The sequence below is a fragment of the Leifsonia xyli genome (assembly GCA_001647635.1).
Classification (GTDB): Bacteria; Actinomycetota; Actinomycetes; order Actinomycetales; family Microbacteriaceae; genus Leifsonia; species Leifsonia xyli_A.
The window spans coordinates 1448261-1466824 of sequence record CP014761.1 but is presented as its reverse complement, the minus strand read 5'-3'; the positions used below and the strand labels follow the sequence as shown (position 1 = coordinate 1466824).

Annotated in this window: 18 protein-coding genes and 2 pseudogenes; 15 read left to right on the top strand and 5 right to left on the bottom strand. The window is 70.9% G+C overall.

Features of this window, described 5'->3' with window-relative positions; all coding sequences use genetic code 11:
• Positions 1 to 230: 230 nt before the first annotated feature.
• The 3 genes and pseudogenes from A0130_07140 to A0130_07130 all read left to right on the top strand — a co-directional run bounded on the left by A0130_07140 (position 231) and on the right by A0130_07130 (position 2612).
• Positions 231 to 677, top strand: a complete 447-nt coding sequence (locus A0130_07140) for a 50S ribosomal protein L13 (GenBank protein ANF31470.1) — start codon at positions 231 to 233, stop codon at positions 675 to 677.
• A gap of 49 nt (positions 678 to 726) precedes the next feature.
• The gene (locus A0130_07135; GenBank protein ANF31469.1) at positions 727 to 1224 is read left to right on the top strand and encodes a 30S ribosomal protein S9; all 498 of its coding nucleotides are present in this window, start codon (positions 727 to 729) and stop codon (positions 1222 to 1224) included.
• Between the two features lie 27 nt (positions 1225 to 1251).
• Positions 1252 to 2612: pseudogene (locus tag A0130_07130) on the top strand (phosphoglucosamine mutase).
• Positions 2613 to 2616: 4 nt separating this feature from the next.
• Here the strand turns inward: A0130_07130 and A0130_07125 are convergent.
• Entirely contained in the window at positions 2617 to 2925 is a 309-nt protein-coding gene (locus A0130_07125; protein ID ANF31468.1) for a hypothetical protein, read from the bottom strand.
• A gap of 78 nt (positions 2926 to 3003) precedes the next feature.
• On the bottom strand, positions 3004 to 3942 hold the full coding sequence (locus A0130_07120; protein ID ANF31467.1) for a type I pantothenate kinase: 939 nt from the start codon (positions 3940 to 3942) through the stop codon (positions 3004 to 3006).
• 66 nt (positions 3943 to 4008) lie between these two features.
• Here A0130_07120 and A0130_07115 point away from each other — a divergent pair, with 66 nt between their 5' ends.
• From A0130_07115 to A0130_07080, 8 genes and pseudogenes are all read left to right on the top strand, one after another.
• Positions 4009 to 5859, top strand: coding sequence for a glutamine--fructose-6-phosphate aminotransferase (locus A0130_07115; GenBank protein ANF31466.1), 1851 nt, complete (start codon positions 4009 to 4011; stop codon positions 5857 to 5859).
• A 4-nt stretch (positions 5860 to 5863) separates the two neighbouring features.
• Positions 5864 to 6219, top strand: a pseudogene (locus A0130_07110) (holo-ACP synthase).
• Positions 6207 to 7337, top strand: a complete 1131-nt coding sequence (locus A0130_07105) for an alanine racemase (protein ID ANF31465.1) — start codon at positions 6207 to 6209, stop codon at positions 7335 to 7337. Before A0130_07110 ends, A0130_07105 begins: the two are co-directional and overlap by 13 nt.
• 47 nt (positions 7338 to 7384) lie before the next feature.
• Positions 7385 to 7840: a tRNA threonylcarbamoyladenosine biosynthesis protein TsaE gene (locus A0130_07100; GenBank protein ID ANF33338.1), complete on the top strand. Its 456-nt coding sequence runs from the start codon at positions 7385 to 7387 to the stop codon at positions 7838 to 7840.
• A gap of 9 nt (positions 7841 to 7849) precedes the next feature.
• A complete protein-coding gene (locus A0130_07095) occupies positions 7850 to 8470 on the top strand; it encodes a tRNA threonylcarbamoyladenosine biosynthesis protein TsaB (protein ANF31464.1) in 621 nt (206 codons plus the stop codon).
• Positions 8471 to 8517: 47 nt separating this feature from the next.
• Positions 8518 to 8952 carry a ribosomal-protein-alanine N-acetyltransferase RimI gene (locus A0130_07090; GenBank protein ANF33337.1) on the top strand — a complete coding sequence of 145 codons (435 nt, stop codon included), beginning with the start codon at positions 8518 to 8520 and terminating at the stop codon, positions 8950 to 8952.
• A complete protein-coding gene (locus A0130_07085) occupies positions 8949 to 10031 on the top strand; it encodes a N(6)-L-threonylcarbamoyladenine synthase TsaD (protein ID ANF31463.1) in 1083 nt (360 codons plus the stop codon). Before A0130_07090 ends, A0130_07085 begins: the two co-directional genes overlap by 4 nt.
• A 120-nt stretch (positions 10032 to 10151) precedes the next feature.
• The gene (locus tag A0130_07080; protein ANF31462.1) at positions 10152 to 10718 is read left to right on the top strand and encodes a hypothetical protein; all 567 of its coding nucleotides are present in this window, start codon (positions 10152 to 10154) and stop codon (positions 10716 to 10718) included.
• A gap of 18 nt (positions 10719 to 10736) precedes the next feature.
• Here the strand turns inward: A0130_07080 and A0130_07075 are convergent, their stop codons facing one another.
• On the bottom strand, positions 10737 to 11924 hold the full coding sequence (locus tag A0130_07075) for an SAM-dependent methyltransferase (GenBank protein ID ANF31461.1): 1188 nt from the start codon (positions 11922 to 11924) through the stop codon (positions 10737 to 10739).
• 143 nt (positions 11925 to 12067) lie between these two features.
• Between A0130_07075 and A0130_07070 the strand changes: the two genes are divergently transcribed.
• From A0130_07070 to A0130_07060, 3 genes are all read left to right on the top strand, one after another.
• Complete coding sequence (locus A0130_07070) at positions 12068 to 12364, top strand: co-chaperone GroES (protein ID ANF31460.1); 297 nt, start codon at positions 12068 to 12070, stop codon at positions 12362 to 12364.
• Between the two features lie 75 nt (positions 12365 to 12439).
• Complete coding sequence (locus A0130_07065) at positions 12440 to 13384, top strand: protein rarD (protein ID ANF31459.1); 945 nt, start codon at positions 12440 to 12442, stop codon at positions 13382 to 13384.
• An 83-nt stretch (positions 13385 to 13467) separates the two neighbouring features.
• Positions 13468 to 14970, top strand: a complete 1503-nt coding sequence (locus tag A0130_07060) for an IMP dehydrogenase (GenBank protein ANF31458.1) — start codon at positions 13468 to 13470, stop codon at positions 14968 to 14970.
• A gap of 48 nt (positions 14971 to 15018) precedes the next feature.
• On the opposite strand, the gene A0130_07055 is transcribed toward A0130_07060, so the two are convergent.
• Positions 15019 to 16134 (bottom strand): hypothetical protein, encoded by a 1116-nt coding sequence (locus tag A0130_07055; GenBank protein ID ANF31457.1) that lies wholly within the window; start codon positions 16132 to 16134, stop codon positions 15019 to 15021.
• Positions 16135 to 16180: 46 nt separating this feature from the next.
• Entirely contained in the window at positions 16181 to 17338 is a 1158-nt protein-coding gene (locus A0130_07050; protein ID ANF31456.1) for an aspartate aminotransferase, read from the bottom strand.
• A 69-nt stretch (positions 17339 to 17407) separates the two neighbouring features.
• Between A0130_07050 and A0130_07045 the strand changes: the two genes are divergently transcribed.
• Positions 17408 to 18526 carry a guanosine monophosphate reductase gene (locus A0130_07045; GenBank protein ID ANF31455.1) on the top strand — a complete coding sequence of 373 codons (1119 nt, stop codon included), beginning with the start codon at positions 17408 to 17410 and terminating at the stop codon, positions 18524 to 18526.
• The last annotated feature ends 38 nt before the right edge of the window (positions 18527 to 18564 follow it).

Here is an 18564-nt window from a genome sequence, read left to right as displayed (position 1 = left end):
GCGACGTGAGCCGCGACGGCGCTTTTCAGCCCTGGGGATGAGCCGGCTCAGCCGGTTTGACCGGGTGCGACGCCGTCCCGTACTATTGACCTTTGGTGTCCGCGCCTCCTGCGGTGCGACACGCGAACGTGAGCCCTCCACCGGCATCGGTTCCCTCTTCTCGAGAGACGAACCCCCATCGGAGCGGGATTCACGAACACCTCCGTTCGAGACAGAAAGCAGCCACTACTGTGACGCGCACGTATTCCCCGAAGGCAGACGAGATCCAGCGCGACTGGGTCGTCATCGACGCGACCGATGTCGTGCTCGGCCGTCTCGCCAGCCACACCGCCGCCCTCCTGCGCGGCAAGCACAAGCCGACCTTCGCCCCGCACATGGACTCCGGCGACTTCGTCATCATCGTGAACGCCGACAAGGTCGCCCTGACCGGCCAGAAGGCCGCTCAGAAGAAGGCGTACCGCCACTCGGGCTACCCGGGCGGCCTGAAGGCGACCACCTACTCCGAGCTCCTGGAGAAGAACCCGATCCGCGCCGTCGAGAAGGCCGTACGCGGCATGCTCCCGAAGAACTCCATCGGTCGCGCCCAGCTCCGCAAGCTGAAGGTCTACACCGGAAGCGAGCACCCGCACGCCGCCCAGCAGCCGAAGCCGTACACGCTCGGCCAGGTCGCGCAGTAAGCGCCCCGACGACTTTCACGACTTAAAGAGACAAAGGATTATCACCACCGTGGCGAAGATCGCAGACAGCATCGACTCGGCCCAGGTCGAGAACGTCGAGTCCTACTCGACCGAGACCCCGGAGAGCGCGGCCCCGGCCGCGCCCCGCCCCGTCCTCTCCGTTCCGGGTGCGGCCGTCGGCCGCCGCAAGGAGGCCATCGCGCGCGTGCGCCTGGTCCCGGGCGCCGGAACCATCACGGTCAACGGCCGTGAGTTCGCGGACTACTTCCCGAACAAGCTGCACCAGCAGCTGATCAACGACCCGTTCAAGGTGCTCGACCTTCTCGGCTCCTACGACGTGATCGCCCGCATCACCGGCGGCGGCCCCTCGGGTCAGGCCGGCGCCCTGCGCCTGGCCATCGCGCGCGCTCTCAACGAGATCGACCGCGAGAACAACCGTCCGACCCTGAAGAAGGCCGGCTTCCTCACCCGTGACGCTCGCGTCACCGAGCGCAAGAAGGCCGGTCTCAAGAAGGCCCGCAAGGCGTCGCAGTTCTCCAAGCGTTGACGCTTCCGAGCGTTTAGGCTTCGGTTCATGCCCCGCCTTTTCGGAACCGACGGCGTTCGCGGCCTCGCGAACGGCAGTCTCACCGCCGACCTCGCGCTCGGCCTTGCTCAGTCAGCTGCTGCTGTGCTGACGCAAGGCCGCAGCGCCGAGGCGCGGCGGGCCGCCGGCAAGCGCCCGACGGCCATCGTCGCCCGTGACCCCGCGTCTCGGGCGAGTTCCTCTCCGCCGCCGTCGCGGCCGGGCTCGCGAGCTCCGGCATCGACGTGTACGACGCGGGAGTCATCCCCACGCCGGCCACCGCGTTCCTGATCGCCGACTACGACGCCGACTTCGGCGTCATGGTGTCGGCGTCGCACAACCCGGCGCCCGATAACGGGATCAAGATCTTCGCCCGCGGAGGCACCAAGCTCCCGGACATCGTCGAGGACCGCATCGAGCAGCACCTCGACCTCGACAAGCTCACCCCCACCGGCGCCGACGTGGGCCGCATCCGCCGTTTCGCGGACGCCGAGGACCGTTACGTCCTCCACCTGCTGGCCAGCCTCCCGCATCGGCTCGACGGCATCCACGTCGTCCTCGACTGCGCGCACGGCGCCGCCGCGGGCATCTCGCCGGAGGTCTTCACCGACGCCGGCGCCCGCGTGACCGTCATCGGCGACGCGCCGGACGGCATGAACATCAACGACGGGGTCGGCTCCACGCACCTCGACAACCTGGCGAAGGCCGTCCTGGCCGCCGGCGCGGACGTGGGCATCGCGCACGACGGCGACGCCGACCGGTGCCTGGCCATCGACGCCGAGGGCAACGTCGTCGACGGCGACCAGATCATGGCGATCCTCGCGGTCGGGATGAAGGAGCGCGGCAAGCTGCGCGACGACACCCTCGTGGCCACGGTCATGAGCAACCTCGGCCTCAAGCTCGCCATGCGCGAGAACGGCATCCGCGTCGTCGAGACCGCGGTGGGCGACCGCTACGTCCTCGAGGAGATGAACGAGCACGACTTCTCGCTCGGCGGCGAGCAGTCCGGCCACGTCATCATGCGCGATTTCGCGACGACCGGTGACGGCATCCTGACCGGCCTGCACCTTCTCAGCGAGATGGCGCGCCAGGGCAAGTCGCTCGCCGAGCTCGCCACGGTGATGACCATCTACCCGCAGGTGATGGTCAACGTGAAGAACGTCGACCACCATGCGGTCCACACCGACGCAGGCCTCGCGACCGCGGTGCAGACGGCGGAGAGCGCCCTCGGCGACAGCGGCCGCGTGCTGCTGCGTCCCTCGGGCACCGAGCCGCTGGTGCGCGTCATGGTGGAGGCCGCCGATCACGACACGGCCGAGCGCCTCGCGAACGAGCTCGCGGACGTGGTGCGGGAGCGCCTGGCCCTCTAGCCCGTCAGCGCTTCTCGTGCTCCCGCTGCGCCGCCAGGAAGTCGGCCACGGAGTACGCGCGCGAGCGGTCGGGCAGCATGTCGGCGCCGTAGAGGCCCTTCATCAGCTCGCCCGGGTCGACGTTCAGCGCGGTCGCCAGACGGACGATCGTGTGCAGCTCCGAGTTCGCCTCGCCGCGCTCCACGCGTCCGTAGTTGGTGACGTGCATGTCGGCCAGCCCCGCGATGTCCTCCTGGCTCAGGCCGAGCGCGATGCGGGCCTCGCGGACGCGACGGCCGAACACCTCGGCGGCACGGGAGCGGGGAGCAGGCATGCCTCATGCTTACGGTGCAGTTGCATGCATGGCCAGAGCTTGACGGCCTCACGCCTCTGAGCGTCGGGCTTAAGAACCTCAGAGCTTGCGGAGGAGGACCGAGCTGACGGCGTGGTTGTCGTCCTTGCGCAGCACGAGCTTCGCCCGCGAGCGGGTGGGCCGGATGTTCTGCACGAGGTTCGGCTCGTTGATGGCGGACCAGATGGACGCGGCCCGAGCGCGAGCCTCCTCCTCCGTCAGCTCCGCATACCGGTGGAAGTACGACTTGGGGTTGGCGAACGCGCCGCGCTGCAGCTTGAGGAACCGCTCCTCGTACCAGCGCGCGATGTCGCGCGTGCGCGCATCCACGTAGACGCTGAAGTCGAACAGGTCGCTGACCGCGAGCCGGTTGCCGCCGCCCGCCGGCTGCAGCACGTTGAGGCCCTCGACGATGAGGACGTCCGGACGGCGCACGACGATCTCGGCGTCGGGCACGATGTCGTAGCTGAGGTGCGAGTAGAACGGGGCCCGCACCTCCGGAGCACCGCTCTTCACGGCGGTCACGAACCGGAGCAGCGCCTTGCGGTCGTACGACTCGGGGAAGCCCTTGCGGTCCATCAGCCCCAGCCGCTCCAGCTCGGCGTTGGGATGCAGGAAGCCGTCGGTCGTGACCAGCTCGACGCGCGGGGTGTCGTCCCACCGCGACAGCAGCTCGCGCAGCAGGCGCGCGATGGTCGACTTGCCGACGGCGACGGAGCCGGCGACGCCGATCACGAACGGGGTGCTCGCGGCGCGCTCGCCGAGGAAGTCGCTGGTCACCCGGTGCAGCTGCTTCGCTCCGCCGACGTAGAGATTGAGCAGGCGGCTGAGCGGCAGGTAGACCTCTTCGACCTCGCGCATGTCCAGCGGGTCGCCGAGACCGCGCAGCTGGACGATCTCCGTCTCCTGCAGCGGGAGGCGCGTGTTCTCCGCCAGCTCCGCCCAGTCGGAGCGGCTCAGCTCGACGAACGGGGTGGAGGAGTCTCCGTGGGGAAGCATAGGCCCCCAAGTCTAGGGGCGCGGCTCTCAGCGGGGCCTCACCGCGCCCAGGTTAGACTCGACCCCATGTGTGGAATCGTGGGGTACGTCGGTACCGACAAGAGTCTCGAGGTGCTCCTCGGCGGTCTGAAGCGCCTGGAGTACCGCGGTTACGACTCGGCGGGAATCGCCGTGATCGGTCCGGACGGCGCGCTGGGCACCGCGAAGAAGGCGGGCAAGCTCTCGGTGCTGACCGAGGACCTGCAGGAGAACCCGATCCCGAATGGCCAGACCGGCATCGGTCACACCCGGTGGGCGACGCACGGCGGCCCGACCGACGTGAACGCGCACCCGCACCTGGGCGACGAGGGCCGCCTCGCCGTCATCCACAACGGCATCATCGAGAACTTCGCCACGCTGAAGGACGAGCTGCTCGCCGACGGCTTCGCGTTCGAGTCCGAGACCGACACCGAGGTCGCCGCCGTGCTGCTCGGCCGCGAGTACCGCCGCACCGGCGATCTGCCGCAGGCGTTCCAGTCCGTCGTCTCGCGCCTCGAGGGCGCGTTCACGCTGCTCGCGATGCACCAGGACCAGCCGCACGTCGTGGTCGGCGCGCGCCGCAACTCCCCGCTGGTGATCGGCCTGGGCGAGGGGGAGAACTTCCTCGGCTCGGACGTGGCCGCGTTCGTCGAGCACACCCGCCGCGCGATGGCGATCGGCCAGGACCAGATCGTGACCATCACGCCGGACAGCGTGACCGTCACCGACTTCGAGGGCGAGCCGGTCGAGGTCGAGCCGTTCGAGGTCGCGTGGGACGCGTCGGCCGCCGAGAAGGGCGGCTGGTCGTCGTTCATGGCGAAGGAGATCGCCGAGGAGCCGGACGCGGTGGCCAACACGCTGCGCGGCCGCCTGGTCGACGAGACGGTCCACATCCCCGAGCTGGACGCGCTGGGCGACGACTACTTCGCCGGCATCGAGCGCATCACGATCATCGCGTGCGGCACCGCCGCCTACGCCGGCCTGGTCGGCAGCTACGCGATCGAGAAGTGGGCGCGCGTCCCGGTCACGGTCGAGCTCAGCCACGAGTTCCGCTACCGCGAGCCCGTGCTCACCGACGGCACCCTGGTCATCTCGATCAGCCAGTCGGGCGAGACCATGGACACGCTGATGGCGGTCAAGTACGCCCGCGACGCCGGCGCCAAGGCCATCTCGGTCTGCAACACGCAGGGCGCGACCATCCCGCGCGAGTCCGACGCCGCGCTGTACACGCACGCCGGCCCGGAGGTCGCGGTCGCCTCGACCAAGGCGTTCGTCGCGCAGATCACCGCGCTCTACCTGTTCGGCCTGCACCTGGCGCGCATCCGCGGCACGCTGTCCGCCGCGCAGCAGCGCGACGCGATCGCGGAGCTCCAGGCCGTGCCGGAGAAGATCGCGGCCGTGCTCGAGTCGCACGCCGAGATCGCGCAGCTCGCCAAGTGGATGTCGGACACCCGCTCGGTGCTGTTCCTCGGTCGTCACGTCGGCTACCCGATCGCGCTGGAGGGTGCGTTGAAGCTCAAGGAGCTCGCATACATCCACGCCGAGGGCTTCGCCGCGGGCGAGCTGAAGCACGGCCCGATCGCGCTGATCGAGCCGGGCCAGCCGGTCTTCGTGGTGGTGCCGAGCCCGCGGTGGTCGGACGAGCTGCACAAGAAGGTCGTGTCTAACATCCAGGAGATCCGCGCCCGCGGCGCCCGCGTCATCGCGATCGCCGAGGCCGGGGACGCCGCGGTGCTGCCGTTCGCCGACGAGGTCATCCGCATCCCGCTGGCCGCTCCGCTGTTCGAGCCGCTGCTGGCCGTCATCCCGCTGCAAATCTTCGCGATGGAGCTGTCCGCCGCGAAGGGCCTCGACGTCGACCAGCCGCGCAACCTGGCCAAGTCCGTCACCGTGGAGTGACGCCGTGATCGCCGGCATCGGGGTCGACGTCGTCGATCTGGCCCGCTTCGAGCGGTCGATCGCGCGTACCCCGAAGCTGCGCGAGCGGCTGTTCACCGAGGCGGAACGGCCGCTTCCGGTGCACTCCCTCGCCGCACGGTTCGCGGCGAAGGAGGCGCTGATCAAGGCGCTGGGCGGCTCCGAGGGCGTGCGCTGGCACGACATGGAGATCGTCCCCGACGAGGAGAGGAACCCCGGTTTCGTGCTGCACAACGTGGTCGAGGCGCAGGTGCGCGAGCGCGGCATCGTCCGCATCCACGTGTCGATGACGCACGACGCGGGGTCGCGACGGCGTTCGTCGTGACGGAGTGCGCGCCGTGACGGAGCTCCGCGAGCGGGTCGTCGACCTGGATGCGGTGACCGCGAATGTCGCGCGCCTCCGCGAGGTCGTGGGCACGCCGCACGTGATGGCGGTCGTCAAGGCGGACGCGTACGGGCACGGCGCCGTGGAGAGCGCCCGCGCGGCGCTCGCCGGAGGCGCCGACTGGCTCGGTGTGGCCGAGATCGCAGAGGGTCTGGCGCTCCGGGACGCGGGCATCGACGCGCCGGTGCTGGCGTGGCTGCACGACCCGGACGAGGACTTCGCGGCCGCCGCGCGGGCCCGCATCGACCTGGGTCTGTCGTCGTTGCGGCAGCTGGAGGCCGCGGCCGGGGCGGCCCTGGCGACCGACGGCCCGGTGTACGTGCAACTGAAGGTCGAGACCGGCCTCAGCCGGAACGGCATCGCCGAGGACGACTGGGACGCGGTGTTCGTCCGCGCGCGCGAGCTGGAGGCGGACGGCTCGGTCGTCGTGCGCGGGATCTTCTCCCACCTGTCGAACGCGTCGCCCGAGGACGACCGGGCAGCCGTCGCCGTCTTCGAACGGGCGCTCGAACGGGCGCGAGCTGCCGGGATCGAGCCCGAGATCCGGCACATCGCCGCCAGCGCCGCCGCCTTGACACTGCCGGACGCGCGGTACGACCTGGTCCGGCTCGGCATCGCGATCTACGGTCTGTCGCCGTTCGGCGGGGGCGCAGGCGCGGAGCTGGGGCTCCGTCCCGCGATGACCCTGCGCGGCCGCGTCGCCGCGGTACGGCGAGTGCCCGCGGGTAAGGGCGTGTCGTACGACTACACCTACCGCACGACCGGCGAGACGACGCTCGCACTGGTTCCGCTCGGGTATGCGGAGGGCATCCCGCGGCACGCGTCCAACGCCGGCCCGGTGTCGATCGGCGGCCGGACGTTCCGCATCAGCGGGCGCGTGGCGATGGATCAGTTCGTGGTCGATGTCGGCGACCTCGACGTCCAGGTCGGCGACGAGGTCGTGCTGTTCGGCGACCCGGCGACCGGTGTTCCCGGAGCCGACGACTGGGCCGAGGCGGCCGGGACGATCAACTACGAGATCGTCACGCGCCTCGGCGGCCGCCTCACGCGGACGTTCGTGGGAGGGCCGCGGTGAGCACCCTCGCCCTGCCGGCCACCCGTCGTGTCGCCACGGCGGACGATATGCACGCGCTCGGGCTCGAGCTGGCGTCCGTGCTGCGCGCGGGCGACCTGCTGGTGCTGTCCGGCCCGCTCGGCGCGGGGAAGACGACACTGACGCGCGGCATCGGCGAGGGTCTCGACGTGCGCGGCCCGGTCACCAGCCCCACCTTCGTCCTCGCGCGGACGCATCCCTCGCTCTCCGGCGGGGCGCCTCTCGTGCACGTGGATGCCTACCGCCTGTCGAGCGCGCTGGAGCTGGACGACCTCGACATCGACTTCGCGCGCTCGGTCGTCGTCGTGGAGTGGGGCAGCGGGATGCTCGACGGCGTCGCCGAGTCGTGGCTGGAGGTCGCGATCGAGCGGCCCACCGGGGCCGACGAGGCCTCCGCGACGGCGGAGGAAGGCGACGAGGTGGACGAGCCACGCACGGTGACGATCACCGGCTTCGGGCCGCGCTGGGCCGCCGATCCCGCATAGGCTGGAGGCATGCTCCTCGCCATCGACACCTCCGCCGGAACGAGCGTCGCGGTGGTCGACCTGGACGCCGGCGTGATCTCCGAGGTGATCGAGACCGACACCATGCGGCACGCCGAGGTGATCGGCACGCTCATCGACGAAGCGCTCCGCGTCGCGGGCGTCGAGGTGCGCGCGCTGTCCGGTGTCGTCGCCGGGATGGGGCCGGGCCCGTTCACTGGCCTGCGCGTCGGGATCGCCGCCGCGAAGGCGTTCGCGGTCGGCGCGGGCAAGCCGCTCGTCCCCGTGGTGAGCCATGACGCGGTCGCCTACGAGCGGTATGCGATCGGCGCGACGGGTCCGCTGCTGGTTGTGACGGACGCCCGCCGCCGCGAGCGGTACTGGACGGCGTACTCGGGCGCCGACGACCTGGGCCTGCCGATCCGCCTCGACGGCCCGGGCCTCGCCAAGCCCGACGAGCTGCCGCATCCCGACGTGCCGCACGTCGAGACCGACATCGTGCCCGCCGGACGGCTCGGGATGCTCGCCGAGCTCCGGTACGCGAACAAGCTCCCGATGGATGCCGACGAGGCCCTGTACCTGCGTTCGCCGGATGTGACCCTCTCGGCCGGGCCGAAGCGGGTGACGGCGTGACGGCGTACCAGCTGCGGCGCGCGCAGGCCGCGGACGTCCCGGCGATCATGGAGCTGGAGCGCTCTGTCTTCGTCACCGACGCCTGGTCCGAGCGCTCCATGCTCTCCGAGGTGACCGGCGAGCACGGTTACTACTTGGTGGCGTTCGAGCCCGAGACGCCCGACCGGATCGACGGATACGCCGGCCTGCTGGCGCCGCGCGGCGGAGGCGAGGGCGACATCCAGACCATCGCCGTGGCACCGCACGCCCGCCGCCGCGGCCTCGGACGCGCGCTCATGCTCGCCTTGATCGGCGAGGCGCGCAACCGCGGCGCCCGCGAGGTGTTCCTGGAGGTGCGCGCCGACAATCCCGGAGCCCAGACCCTGTATCGCGCCCTCGGGTTCGAGGAGATCGGGCTGCGGCCCAAGTACTACCAGCCGGACGGCGTGGACGCCCTCGTGATGCGCCTCTCCGTCCCGACCCCGGAGACGACCATCGCATGACCTCCGCCACATCCTCCGACGGGCCCCTCGTCCTCGGCATCGAGACCTCCTGCGACGAGACCGGCGTCGGCATCGTCCGCGGCACCACTCTGCTCGCCAACACCATCGCGTCGTCGATGGAGGAGCACGCGCGCTACGGCGGCGTCGTGCCCGAGGTCGCGGCGCGCGCCCACCTGGAGGCGCTGGAGCCGACTCTGCGCACGGCGGTGGCCGACGCGGGCATCGAGCTGGCCGACGTGGACGCGATCGCCGTCACCAGCGGGCCCGGGCTCTCCGGCGCCCTGATGGTCGGCGTCGGCGCGGCGAAGGCGCTCGCCGTCTCGCTCGGCAAGCCGCTCTACGCGGTCAACCACCTGGTCGGCCACGTCGGCGCCGACCTGCTCGACGCGTCCGGCGGCCCGGGGCATCCCGTCAAGCTTCCGACCATCGCCCTGCTGGTGTCGGGCGGCCACACCTCGCTGCTGCTGGTGCGCGACCTGGTGTCGGATGTGGAGCTCCTGGGCGAGACCATCGACGACGCAGCCGGGGAGGCCTTCGACAAGGTCGCGCGCGTGCTCGGCCTGCCCTATCCCGGCGGCCCGCAGATCGACCGGGTCGCGGCGGACGGCGACCCGACCGCGATCCGCTTCCCGCGCGGCCTGACGCGACCGAAGGACCTCGAGAAGCACCGCCACGACTTCTCCTTCTCCGGGCTCAAGACGGCCGTGGCGCGCTGGGTGGAGCAGCGCCAGGATGCGGGCGAGGAGGTGCCGGTCGCCGACGTGGCCGCGTCCTTCCGCGAAGCGGTCGTCGACGTGCTCATTACGAAGGCGCTCGCCGCCTGCCGAGACTACGACGTGCCCCGGCTGCTGCTCGGCGGCGGGGTCGTCGCCAACGCGCGTGTGCGGCAGCTGGCGGTGCAGCGGTCGGCGGAAGCCGGTGTGGAGCTGCGCATCCCGGCTCTGTCGCTCTGCACCGACAACGGCGCCATGATCGCCGCGCTCGGGGCGCAGCTCATCCAGGCGGGGCACGCGCCGAGCGAGCTGACGTTCTCGGCCGACTCGACCCTCCCGGTCACGGAGATCCAGGTCACGCGCTGAGACGTGCGTTGACACTCTCGCGCGGGCACTGCCACCATGGAACCGTTACAGCGTTCTCTCAGGAAGCGTGCTTCCCGGAGGCGCCGACCGCAGGCTTCCACGATGAAGGAGATGGGTCCCATGACCGATCCGAACGCCCCCACCGACCCGGTGGACCCCAACACTCAGAACGGCTCGGTCCCTCCGCCGCCTCCGACCCCGCCCGCGGCACCCGCGGGTGACACCGGTGCTGTGCCGCCGCCCGCGCCGGGCTACGGCCAGCAGCCGCCGGCCCCGGGTTACGGCCAGCAGCCGCCCGCGCCGGGCTACGGCCAGCAACCCTACGGTCAGCAGCCGTACGGTCAGCAGCCGGGCCAGCCGTACGGCGCCCAGCCGGCCTACGGCCAGCCTGCGCCGGGTTACACCCAGCCGTACGGGCAGCCGGCCGCGAAGTCGCCGATCCTCAGCATCCTGTCGCTCATCGGCGGCATCGTCGGCCTGCTGATCAACCTCGTCTGGGGCATCGGCTTCCTGTTCGGCGTCGCCGCCGTGGTGCTCGGCTTCATCGGCCGCAACAAGGAGCCGCAGGCGCGCGGCTTCTGGCTGACCGGCATCATCCTGGGCTTCGTGAGCATCGCCATCGCGATCATCTACTGGATCATTCTGGCGATCGTGTTCGCGAGCCTCGCGAACTACAACACCTACTGAGTGCGCAGCGCCGGCGGCCTAGAGCCGCTCGGCGAGCAGCGCCGTGTGCCGCCCGGCGACCCTGGTGAGGATCAGCGTCGCCGGGCGGTCGCCGTTCAGCGCCAGGCGCTTCCGCAGGGCCGCCGGGTCGACGTCGACGCCGCGCTTCTTGATCTCCAGCGTGCCGATGCCGCGCTGCCGCAGTGCCCGCTTCAGGTCCTTCTCGCCGGCCGGCAGCGTCTCCAGGATGCGGAAGCCGGAGGCGAACGGCGTCTCGACCGGCGCGTCGGCGGTGATGTAGGCGATCTGCTCGGAGAGCATCCGGCCGCCGAGGCGCCGGGCGAGGTCGCCGATCAGGCGCGCCCGGATGACCGCGCCGTCGGGCTCGTAGAGGTACTCGCCGAGCGGGCCGGTCTCCTCGTCCACGCTGTCCGCGTCGGCCACGAGCTCGTCCGCCTGGTCGCCGCGGAGCACGAGCGCGGCCCGGCGGATCCCGGGCCGGGCCAGTGCGCCGAACCAGAGTCCGAGCTCGACCACCTGCCCGTCGGCGGACACCCACTGCGCCTCGGCGGTGGACGGGATGAGGTCGCGGTCGAACCCCGGACCGAGCTTGAGTCCGACTGACCGGCCGGTCGCGAGCTCGTAGGCGAAGCCGAGCGACGGCGTGTAGTCGTCGGGATCGACCAGCCGCTCGGTCTGCGTGTGGCCGGCCGTGCGTCGGGCGGGGTCGAGGAAGACGCCGTCGACGGCGCGGAGGTCGACGTCCTCCGCGCGCTTCTGCTCGACCGTCGCGCTCGGGAAGGGGGCGAGGTTGAAGGAGGCGATGGCGGCCGTGACCTCGTCGGCGTCCACCGCGGTGACCTCGAGTTCGAGCGCGGCGAGTGCGAGGGCGTCTCCGCCGATGCCGCATCCCAGGTCGGCGACGTGGCGCAGGCCCGCGGCCCGGAAGCGGCCGGCGTGACGGGCGGCGACCGGGAGGCGCGTCGCCTGCTCCAGGCCCGCCTCGGTGAACAGCATGCTCGATGCGAAGTCGCCGAACTTGGCCTGCGCCTTGCGGCGGAGCTTGGACTGCGTCAGCACCGCCGCGACGAGAGCGGGGGAGTGGCCCTGCTTGCGCAGGTCGCTGACGATCCGGAGCACGTCCTTCTCGCTGCGGTACGGTGGCAGCGAGTCGAGGAGACGGAGCCCTTCCGGGCTCAGCAGCGCGACCAGCTCGGACCGTTCCATGCCTCAACGGTACCTTTCCACAGAGCTTGGCACTCACGTTGCGGGACTGCTAACGCACCCCCTAGACTCGTGTTAGCACTCTCAGTGCGAGTTTGCTAATCAGTCTTCGTCAAGACACTGTTCTTCACAGGAAAGGGGTCAACGTGTCGGTCTCCATCAAGCCGCTCGAGGATCGCATCGTCATCAAGCAGGTCGAGGCTGAGCAGACCACTGCGTCCGGTCTGGTCATCCCCGACACCGCCAAGGAGAAGCCGCAGGAGGGCGAGGTCGTCGCCGTGGGCCCGGGCCGCATCGACGACAACGGCAACCGCGTCCCGCTCGACGTCGCCGTCGGCGACAAGGTCATCTACTCCAAGTACGGTGGCACCGAGGTCAAGTTCGGCGGCGAGGACTACCTGGTCCTGTCCGCACGCGACGTCCTCGCGGTCGTCGTCCGCTGACGCACCCCTCTTCGTACCGGCCCGGCTGCTCCGCGCAGCCGGGCCGTCGTCGTTCCCGGAGGTAGAGTCGGACGAGTGGCATCCTCCTCCGACGACCTCTCCTCGCATCGCACCTCCGGATTAATCTACGCCGTCTCCGCGTACGTCCTCTGGGGCATCCTCCCGATCTACTTCCTGGCGCTCGCCCCGGCCGGCGCGTGGGAGATCGTCGCCTGGCGGATCATCTTCTCGCTCGGGTTCTGCGCCATCGCGCTGACCGTCACCCGCACCTGGCGCCAGTTCGGTGCGCTGCTGCGGGACACGCGGGTGCTCCTCACGATGGGGCTCGCCGGACTGCTCATCTACGTCAACTGGCAGACCTACGTGCTGGCGACGGTCAGCGGCCATGTCGTGGAGGCGGCGCTCGGCTACTTCATCAACCCGATCGTCACGGTGTTCCTCGGCGTGCTCGTGCAGCGGGAGCGGCTGCGGATCGCGCAGTGGGTCGCCGTCGGCGTGAGCGTGGTGGCCGTGATCGTGCTCGCGGTCGGCTACGGCTCGGTGCCGTGGATCGCGCTCATCCTCGCCTTCTCGTTCGGTCTCTACGGCCTGATCAAGAAGCGCGTCGGCGGCCGCGTGGATGCGCTGTCCGGCCTCACCCTGGAGACGATGTGGCTCACCCCCGTCGCCGTCATCCAGCTCGTCGTGGTCGGGGTGACGGCCGGTCTCACGCTCGGGACCGCGGGGCCGTGGCACACCGTGCTGCTGGTCGGCGCGGGCGTCATCACCGCCGTCCCGCTGCTGTTCTTCGCCGCCGCCTCCCGTCGCCTGCCGCTCGTCTACATGGGCTTCATCCAGTACTTCGCGCCGTTCATCCAATTCGTCGTCGGCGTGGTGGTGCTGCACGAGGCGATGCCGCCCGAACGCTGGGTCGGCTTCGCCATCGTCTGGCTCGCGCTGCTCATCCTGAGCGTCGACATGATCGTCGCCGCACGTCAGGGCAAGCGGGCCGCGGAGCTCGATCTCGCCACCGTCGATTGAGTCCCCGGATCACGGAATAGCCGCCCAGGTTCTGCCGTTACCATTGAGCATCCACAGTCGCGCATCTTCTTGATAGGGGTGAAATGGATCAGCCCGATCCGTTCGGTTTCATCGGTTTGACCTACGACGACGTCATGCTGCTCCCCGGGCACACGGACGTCATCCCGAGCGAGGCGGACACCTCGACTCGCCTGACCAAGCGCATCTCGATGGCCACCCCGCTGCTGTCGAGTGCCATGGACACCGTCACCGAGTCGCGCATGGCCGTCGCCATGGCGCGCCAGGGCGGCATCGGCATCATCCACCGCAACCTCTCGATCGAGGACCAGGCGTCGCACGTCGACAAGGTGAAGCGCTCCGAGTCGGGCATGATCACCAACCCGGTCACCACGACCCCCGACGCGACGGTCGAAGAGGTGGACGCGCTGTGCGGCCAGTTCCGCGTCAGCGGCCTGCCCGTGGTCGAGCCGGACGGCACCCTCGTCGGCATCATCACCAACCGCGACATGCGCTTCGTCTCGCCGTTCGAGCGGTCGACGACGAAGGTCCGCGACGTGATGACCCGCCAGCCCCTGATCACCGCTCCGGTCGGCATCGACCCGGACTCCGCGGTCGCGATCTTCGCCGAGCACAAGATCGAGAAGCTGCCGCTGGTGGACGCCGACGGCAAGCTCCGCGGCCTCATCACCGTCAAGGACTTCGACAAGAGCGAGAAGTACCCCGACGCCACGAAGGACGACGAGGGCCGCCTGCGCGTCGGCGCCGCGATCGGCTTCTTCGGCGACGCCTGGGACCGCGCGATGACCCTGGTCGACGCGGGCGTGGACGTCATCGTGGTCGACACGGCCAATGGCGACAGCGCCGGCGTGCTCGACATCATCCGCCGCCTCAAGGCCGAGCCTCGCGCGTCGCACGTCGACGTGATCGGCGGCAACGTGGCGACCCGCTCGGGCGCTCAGGCGCTCATCGACGCGGGCGCCGACGCCATCAAGGTCGGCGTCGGCCCGGGCTCCATCTGCACCACCCGCGTCGTCGCCGGTGTCGGCGTGCCGCAGGTGACCGCTGTGTACGAGGCGTCGCTCGCTGCCCGCGAGGCGAACGTCCCGCTCATCGCCGACGGCGGCCTGCAGTACTCGGGCGACATCGCCAAGGCGCTCGTCGCCGGCGCGGACAGCGTCATGCTGGGCTCGCTGCTGGCCGGCACCTCGGAGTCGCCGGGCGAGCTGGTCTTCGTCAACGGCAAGCAGTTCAAGAACTACCGCGGCATGGGGTCGCTCGGCGCCCTCCAGACCCGCGGTAAGAAGACCTCGTACTCGCGCGACCGGTACTTCCAGGCGGATGTGCCGAGCGACGAGCAGCTGATCGCCGAGGGCATCGAGGGGCAGGTGCCGTTCCGCGGCCCGCTCTCCGCCGTCGCTTACCAGCTGGTCGGCGGCCTGCGTCAGTCGATGTTCTACGTCGGTGCGCGCACCATCCCGGAGCTCAAGTCGAACGGCAAGTTCGTCCGCATCACGGCCGCCGGGCTCAAGGAGTCGCACCCGCACGACATCCAGATGGTCGTCGAGGCGCCCAACTACCGTCGCTGAGACGACGTGGGCGAAGGGGAACGGCGGTCGCCGTTCCCCTTCGTCGTGTCACCGCGCTGAACGGCTGCCGGTCTGCTCGGCGAGAAGGGCGTGGAACGCGCGGATGGCCGCCGCGGTCTCATCCGGACGCTCGAAGCCGGCGAAGTGGCCACCGGCAGGCGCCACCACGAAGGTGCGCAGATCGACCGCGGCACGCTCGGCGAGCGACCGGGGGAAGCCGGACATCCCGGGCTCGCGGGCGAGGTAGACGCCGGTCGGCGCGCTGATCGGCGGCCGCGGCGGGTTCTGCTCGTAGTCGTAGTACTGCTGGAACGAGGTACCGATGCTGTCGGTCACCCAGTAGAGCGTCGCGATCGAGTAGAGGATGCCGGAGTCGACGATGCGGTCGAAGTCGCCGTCCACCCAGTCGTGCCACTTGTCGGCGATCCACGCGAGGAGTCCGGCGGGAGAGTCCGCGAGCGCCGCGGCGATGGTGTCGGGCCGGGTGAGCATGATCTCGCTGTAGCCGCCGTCGCTCTCGTCGTACGCCGCGAGGGCGTCCAGGTACGTGCGCTCCGCCTCGTCCTGCGGCGTGTCGTCCGCGGGGAACGGCGCGTTGAGCAGTTGGACGCCGATCAGGGCCTCCGGATGATCGGCGCCGAGCCAGGTGGAGGCGCCGCCCCCGATATCGCCGCCGAAGGTGGCGTAGCGCTCGAACCCGAGCGCCGCCATGAGGCCGTGGAGCTTCTCGGCGATGGCGCGCCGGGTCAGCGGGGGCTCCGGCAGCTCGGAGAAGGCGAAGCCGGGAAGCGACGGGATGACGACGTCGAACGCGTCCGTCAGGCGCTCGGCCAGCGGGAGGTACTCCACGAACGCGCTCGGCCATCCATGGAGCAGCAGCAGCGGCGTGTGCGGCCCGGCGCCGGTGCCGCGGAGCCGGGCGAAGTGCACGCGGCTGCCGTCGACCTCGACCACCCCCTGCTCGACCGCGTTGAGCCGTGCCTCCTCGGCGCGCCAATCGAACGCCAGCCAGCCCTCCACGAGCGCCCGCAGGGGTTCGCCGCCGAGGCCGCCCTTCCATCCCGAGCGTCCAGGAGCGGGAAGGTAGCGGGTGCGGGCGAGCCGCTCGCGCAGGTCGGTCAACGTCTCGTCGGGCACGTGGATGCGGAACTCGTCGATGGTCATCCCGCCACGATAGCGACGGCCACCGACCCTGCAGCCCGCCCGCGGGTCAGCGTCGGGTCAGCTCGGCGATCCGGTCGATCGCCTCCGTGAGCACCTCGGGGGAGCACGCCAGGTTGAGCCGGACGAAGCCGGCTCCCTGCGCTCCGAAGTCCGAGCCGGGGTTCACCGCGACGCGTGCCTGCTCGAGGATGCGCGCGGCCGGATCGTCGCCCCAGCCGAGCTCGCGGAAGTCGAGCCATGCGAGATAGCTGGCGTGCGGCTCCCGGTAGCCGACCCGCGGCAGGCGGTCGGTCAGCAGCACCGACAGGAGCGCCCGAGTCGTCTCGATCGCCGTGAGGGCACCCTCTAGCCACTCCTCGCCCGATGCGTACGCGGCCTCGGTCGCGATGCGCCCGAAGAGACTGGTGCGCACCTCCACCTCGATCGGCAGGGCGTGGATGCGCTCGGCCTGCTCCGGGGATGCGGTCACGAAGAGGGCGCATTTGAGGCCGGCGAGGTTCCAGGCCTTCGTCGCGGCGTGCGCGGCGATGCCGACGCGGCGCGCGTCGTCGGATACCGAGAGGAACGGCGTGAAGGTCGCCTCGCGGTGGGTGAGCGGCGCGTGCACCTCGTCGCTGACCACCTGGACGCCGTGGTGCGCCGCGAGCGCGGCCACCGCCGCCAGCTCTTCCCGCGGGTGCACCAGACCGACCGGATTGTGCGGGTTGCACAGCAGGAACGCGGTCGCGCCTCCCGCGAACGCCCGTTCCAGGCCGTCGAGGTCGAGCGCCCAGCCGGCGCCGTCCGTCCCGCCGGACAGCAGCGGCACCTCCTCGACGACACCGCCGGCCTCGGGGATGAAGTCGTAGAACGGCGGATACACCGGCGGCGTGATGACCACCCGGTCGCCGGGCTGGATGACCGCACGGAGCGATTCGACGATCACGACGCCGACGTCGGTGGTCGTCCGTGTCCACGCCGGGTCCACCTCCCAGTGCCAGCGCCGCCGCGCGAACCCGGCGAAGGCGCGCTGCGTCCGGTCGTCCGGGCCGATGTACCCGGTGTCGCTGCGGTCGACGGCGGCGTGCAGCGCCTCGGCGATCGGGGGAGCCAGCGGGTAGTCCATCTCGGCCACGAAGAGCGGCAGCACGTCGTCGGGATACGCGCGCCACTTCTCGCTGGTGCGCAGGCGGAGACGGCTGAGGGGTTCGGCTTCGACCTTCACCCGACCACTGTCCCACGCCACCCGGCACTGGCCCACCCGCCTCCGCGGCCTAGACTGAAGCGCGTGAGTATGGAGATCGAGATCGGGCGCGCCAAGCGCGCCCGCCGTGTGTACGCCTTCGACGACGTCGCGGTGGTTCCGAGCCGTCGCACCCGCGACCCCGAGGACGTCTCGGTCTCCTGGACCATCGACGCGTACCAGTTCGCCATCCCGTTCCTCGCGGCGCCCATGGACTCCGTGGTGTCGCCGACGACGGCCATCATGATGGGCCAGCTCGGCGGCGTCGGCGTGCTCGACCTCGAGGGCGTGTGGACCCGCTACGAGGACCCGGAGCCGCTGCTCGCCGAGATCCGCGAGCTGCCGGCCGAGCGCGCGACCTCCCGCATGCAGGAGATCTACGCCGAGCCGATCAAGCCCGAGCTGGTCACCCGTCGTCTCGCCGAGATCCGCGAGGGCGGCGTGACCGTCGCCGGCGCCCTCTCCCCACAGCGCACACAGGAGCTCTATCAGACCGTCGTCGAGGCCGGCGTCGACCTGTTCGTCATCCGCGGCACCACCGTGTCCGCCGAGCACGTCTCGAAGAACGTCGAGCCGCTCAACCTCAAGAAGTTCATCTACGAGCTGGATGTGCCGGTCATCGTCGGCGGCGCCGCCACCTACACGGCCGCGCTGCACCTCATGCGCACCGGCGCCGCGGGCGTGCTCGTCGGCTTCGGCGGCGGGGCCGCGTCCACCACGCGATCGACCCTCGGCATCCACGCGCCGATGGCCACCGCCGTGGCCGACGTCGCCGGCGCGCGCCGGGACTACATGGACGAGTCGGGCGGCCGCTACGTGCACGTCATCGCCGATGGCGGCCTCGGCAGCTCGGGCGACATCGTCAAGGCGATCGCCTGCGGCGCCGACGCGGTCATGCTCGGCACGACCCTGGCCCGCGCGACGGACGCCCCCGGCGGCGGCTGGCACTGGGGCGCCGAGGCGCACCACTCGCAGCTGCCGCGCGGCAACCGCGTCGAGGTCGGCCAGATCGCCCCGCTCGAGGAGATCCTGTACGGGCCGGCACCCGTCGCCGAGGGCTCTGCGAATCTCGTGGGAGCCTTGCGGAGAAGCATGGCCACGACGGGATACTCGGACTTGAAGGAGTTCCAGCGCGTCGAGGTGGTCGTCGCGCCCTACCGAACGCAGTAGGACAACACGCCGGCCGACGGCGGCCGGGGGAGGAGAGA